4 protein-coding genes are annotated in these 4330 nt (G+C 76.1%); all 4 read right to left on the bottom strand.

Annotated features, from left to right (window positions below; all coding sequences use genetic code 11):
- On the bottom strand, window positions 1-799 hold a 799-nt coding region (locus AOJ26_RS29465; RefSeq protein ID WP_053851407.1), incomplete at its 3' end, for an ABC transporter ATP-binding protein.
- A complete protein-coding gene (locus tag AOJ26_RS29460; protein WP_053851406.1) occupies window positions 789-2519 on the bottom strand; it encodes an ABC transporter permease subunit in 1731 nt (576 codons plus the stop codon). The genes AOJ26_RS29465 and AOJ26_RS29460, both read right to left, overlap by 11 nt.
- Window positions 2516-4000: an ABC transporter substrate-binding protein gene (locus AOJ26_RS29455; RefSeq protein ID WP_053851405.1), complete on the bottom strand. Its 1485-nt coding sequence runs from the start codon at window positions 3998-4000 to the stop codon at window positions 2516-2518. Before AOJ26_RS29455 ends, AOJ26_RS29460 begins: the two co-directional genes overlap by 4 nt.
- 76 nt (window positions 4001-4076) lie before the next feature.
- A partial coding sequence (locus tag AOJ26_RS29450) for a PucR family transcriptional regulator (RefSeq protein WP_143663681.1) occupies window positions 4077-4330 on the bottom strand: 254 nt, incomplete at its 5' end.

Genomic DNA, 4330 nt, shown 5'->3' with positions numbered 1-4330 from the left:
CCTCCCGGAGAACGCGCGGGGGCGAGCCGGGGAGGGCGACGAGCCGGCGCCCCCGCGCGTTCTCCGGGAGGGACGCGAGCAGGCCCGCGGTGTAGGGGGCCCGGGGATGCGCGAGGACCTCGCGTGCCGGGCCCGTCTCCACCGCCCGGCCGGCGTACATCACCAGCACGCGGTGCGCGTGCCGCCGTACCGCGTCCATGTCGTGGGTGACCAGCACCAGTGCCGTGCCCCTCGACTCCCGCTGCTCGGCGAGGAGTCGGAGCACCAGTTCGCGGTGGTCGGTGTCGAGGGCGGTGGTGGGTTCGTCGGCGACCAGGATGTCCGGCTCGTTGATGGTGGCCATCGCGACGACCGCGCGCTGGCGCATGCCGCCGGAGAACTCGTGCGGATGGGCACGGGCCCGGCGGGCCGCGTCGGCGATGCCCACCCGGTCCAGCGCGGCCACCGCGAGGGCGTGTGCCTCACGGCGGCTCACGCGGCGCACCGACCGTGCCGCGGCGGCGAGTTGGGCGCCGACCGGGTGGACGGGGGACAGCGCCGACAGGGCGTCCTGCGGGACCAGGGCGATGCGGCGGCCCCGGGCGCCGGACAGGTCGGGTGCGACCGTACCCGTCGTGGCGGCCTCCCGCGGCAGCATGCCCAGCAGCGCCCGTGCCGTCAGGCTCTTGCCCGCGCCCGACTCGCCCACCAGGGCGAAAACCTCGCGCGCCCGGATGTCGAAGGACACCCCGCGCACCGCTTCGACCCCGGCGAAGGCGATCCGCAGCCCGCGCACCGAAAGCAGCACCTCAGACTCCAACTCCGGCCTCCTGCCGTGAACTTCTCGGGCTCCGGCCCTGGGTGTACGACGCCCCCGACACCGCGAGCCCGGCCAGCAGGGCGAGGGCCACGGCCGGGGCGAGGGCGGCCCACGGGGCGCGTTCGACGTAGGCCCGGGACTCGTCGAGGAGCAGACCCCATTCGGGGGCGGGCGGCTGGGCGCCCAGGCCGAGGAAGCCCAGGGAGGCGAGGGCCAGGGCGATCCCGGGCAGGCGCAGGAGGGCGTGCCGGGCCACCGGGGCGGCCACCGAGGGCAGGACGTGCCGGGTCAGGATCCACGACGGCGGTGCCCCGAGGGCGCGTTGGGCGGTGAGGAAGGCGGACGCCCGTACCTCCTGCACGAGTGCCGCCGCGTGGGCGGACAGCGCCGGCCAGGAGATGAGGGCGACCGCGAGGGCCGCACCGCCGGTACCGGGGCCGGCCGCGGCGGCGACCAGGATGCCGACGATCACCGGCGGCAGGGCGTTGGCGATGTCCGCCGCACCCGCCGCGACACCGGGCAGGAACCCCAGCGCGAGGGCCGTCACCAGGCCGAACAGGCAGATCGCGGCGGCCGTGCCGACCGTCGAGGCGGCGCCGTGGCCGAGCCGGGCGAGCACGTCACGGCCGAGCGCGTCGGTGCCCAGCGGGTGCGCCCAGGAGGGGGCGGCGAGACGGACGGCCGTGTCCACCGTGTACGGATCGCGCAGCAGGCCCCAGCCGACGGTCACGGCGAGGACGGCCGACAGGGCGGCCGGGACGGCCGGACGGACCCGGACCGGGCGGGGCGGGGGCAGACTGAGACCCGCGTCGCGCAGGGCCGGGCCCAGCAGCCGGCGCCGGGCGAGCGCAGCCACCGCACCCGCGACCAGGCCGAGGAGCAGCAGGGCCAGCACCGAACCCTGGAGCAGCGGCAGGTCCTGGGAGCGGGCCGCGCCGAGGGCCGTGCGCCCGATGCCGGGCACCGCGAACACCAGCTCGACGGCCACCGCGCCGCCCGCCAGACCGACCGCGACCATGCCGAACTGCGGTACCAGCGGCGGCAGTACGCGCCGGAGGGCGGCGGCCGAGATCCTCGTACGGCTCACTCCCGCGCCCCGCCACAGCTCCACCCAGCGCTCGTCGAGCACGGCGGGCAGCGCGTCCGCGACCAGCCGCCCGAGCAGCCCGCCCGCGGGCACGCCGAGCGCGAGCGCGGGCAGCACCAGATGGGCGGGCCCCGCCCAGCCGGACGTCGGCAGCCATCCGAGCCACACCCCGAACACCAGCAGGGCGACCGTGGCCAGCAGGAACTCGGGCACGGCGGCGAGCATCGCGGCGACGGCACCGGCCGAGCCGCGACCCCGTACGAGCACCGGCGCCACCAGCGCGGCGGCCAGCAGCACGGCCACGCCGAGGGCCGCGCCCATCAGGGCCAGGGACACCTGGAGCCCGGCGAGGACGGAGGGCAGGACGGCGTGGCCCGACACCCAGGAGGTGCCGAGGTCGCCGTGGAGCAGGCCGACGGCCCAACTCCCCAGCAGATGAAGGGGACCCGCGCCCAGACCGAGGTCCTCGCGGATCGCGGTGAGGGCCTCCTCGGTGGCCTCCTGCTCGGCCGACCGGGCGCGCAGCACGGTCAGCGCCGGGTCCCGGTGGGAGAGCCAGGGCAGCAGGCCCACGGCGGCGACGACCACGAGGAGACCGAGGAGCCGGGTCGACCCGGCGGGCGTCGGCCTCACCTGACGTAGGTGTCGGCCGTGACCAGTCGCCGCTCGCGCGGGTCGTGCGCGGCGCCCTCGACCCCGGCGGCGTCGCCCTGGATCACCCGCTCGTGGAGCAGCGGGACGGCCGCGTCCCGGGTGAGTACGGCGGCCTCGGCCGCGATGACCGCCGCGCGGCGGGCGTCCCCGACCGGGGCGTCGGCGGCCTTCCTCAGGGCCGCGTCGGCCGCCTCGTCGGAGAAGCGTGAGAGGTTGAAGGTGCCGTCGGAGGCGAAGTCGCTGTAGAGGTAGGCGGCCGGGTCGCCGGAGTCGAGGACGGTGGCACGGGAGAGGACGAACGCGTCGAACTCGCCCGCGAGGGCGTCGGATTCGATGTTCGCGTACTCGCGGACGTCGAGCTTCACCCTGAACCCGGCCTTCTGGAGCTGCTGTTGCAGCGCGGCCGCGACCTCGGGCATCTCGGCGCGGTCGGTGTAGGTGCCGATGGTGATCGCCGCGCCCCGCGGGCTGCCCGCCTCGACGCGCCGGACCGGCGGGCGCAGTCCGGCGGCCCAGGGCAGCGCGGGTCCGAGCAGCCCCTCGGCGGCATCGGCCCGTCCCTCGTACACGCCCTCGACCAGGGCACCGGCGTCGACCGCCTCGCGGGCGGCGGCGCGCAGCGAGGCGTCCCTGAAGGCGCCCTTGCCGGTGTTCAGGTACAGCGTGTTGGTGCGCGGCATGGGGACCTCGGTGATCAGGTCCTGGTCGAGGACGGCGGCCTGCGAGACCGGGATCGCCTCGACGATGTCGGCCTCGCCGCTGCGCAGGGCGGCCGCGCGGGCGGTGCCGTCGGGCACGAACCGCACGTCGATGCCGGGGGACTTGGCCTTCGCGCCCCAGTAGCCGTCGTAGCGGTCGAGGGTGGCGGAGGAGGTGCCGTTCACCTTCGTCAGCTCGAAGGGGCCGGTGCCGGCGCCGACCGGGTTCACGGTCTTGCCGGTGTACGCGCGCGCGGCGAGGACCGACAGCTGCGGGGAGCTGAGCCGCTGCGGGACCAGGGGGTCCTCGTGGGCGGTGGTGACACTGACGGTGCCGGCGTCCACGGCCTTCGCCGTCAGTGTGACGCCGTCCAGGATGCGGGGCTTGGGGGCGGCGGTGGCCGCTCTGGTGAGGGACCGCACGACCGCCTGGGCGTCGAGCCGGGTGCCGTCGTGGAAGGTGACGCCGTCGCGTATCTCGAAGGTCCAGGTCCGGCCCGACTGCTGCCACCGGGTGGCCAGGGCGGGCCGCGCGTCGCCGTTCGCGTCGAGCTCGACCAGGGTTTCCGCCGTCGACCAGCGCGACAGCTTGAACGCGTCGTCGGAGAGCGGGGAAAGGCCGGAGCGCGGGGGCTGCATCATCGCGACGCGCACGCGCTTGCCGGCGCCGTCACCCCCGGCGGAGGCGCCCGAGAAGCAGCCGGTGAGCAGCAGGGTGGACGCCAGGGCGACGGGGAGCAGATGGCGGGCGGGCAGGCGCACGGGACCCTCCGGGTAAAGGGGTGGTCAAGACGGTGAGATGCGCCGACCGTAGCATGATGATAATCGTTTTCAATAATCACGCCGGGTTCGGCGACCCGCCCGTCCAGGGGCGCGCCTGGAGCCGCGCCGCCTTGAGCGCCATGTGCAGCAGCAGTCTGTCCTCGCCGTCGTCCAGGTCCAGGCCGGTGAGCTGTTCGACGCGGGAGAGGCGGTAGTAGAGGGTCTGCCGGTGGATGCCCAGCTCGGCGGCGGTGCGGCCGGCCTGGCCCGCGCAGTCGAGGTAGACCTCGGCGGTCCGGGCGAGCTCGCGGTGGGCGGGGGAGAGGAGGG

The organism is Streptomyces sp. NRRL B-24085, from assembly GCF_001282115.1.
Taxonomy (GTDB): domain Bacteria; phylum Actinomycetota; class Actinomycetes; order Streptomycetales; family Streptomycetaceae; genus Streptomyces.
Note: the sequence above shows the minus strand (reverse complement) of the source record. Positions and strands in the feature narration are given on the sequence as shown.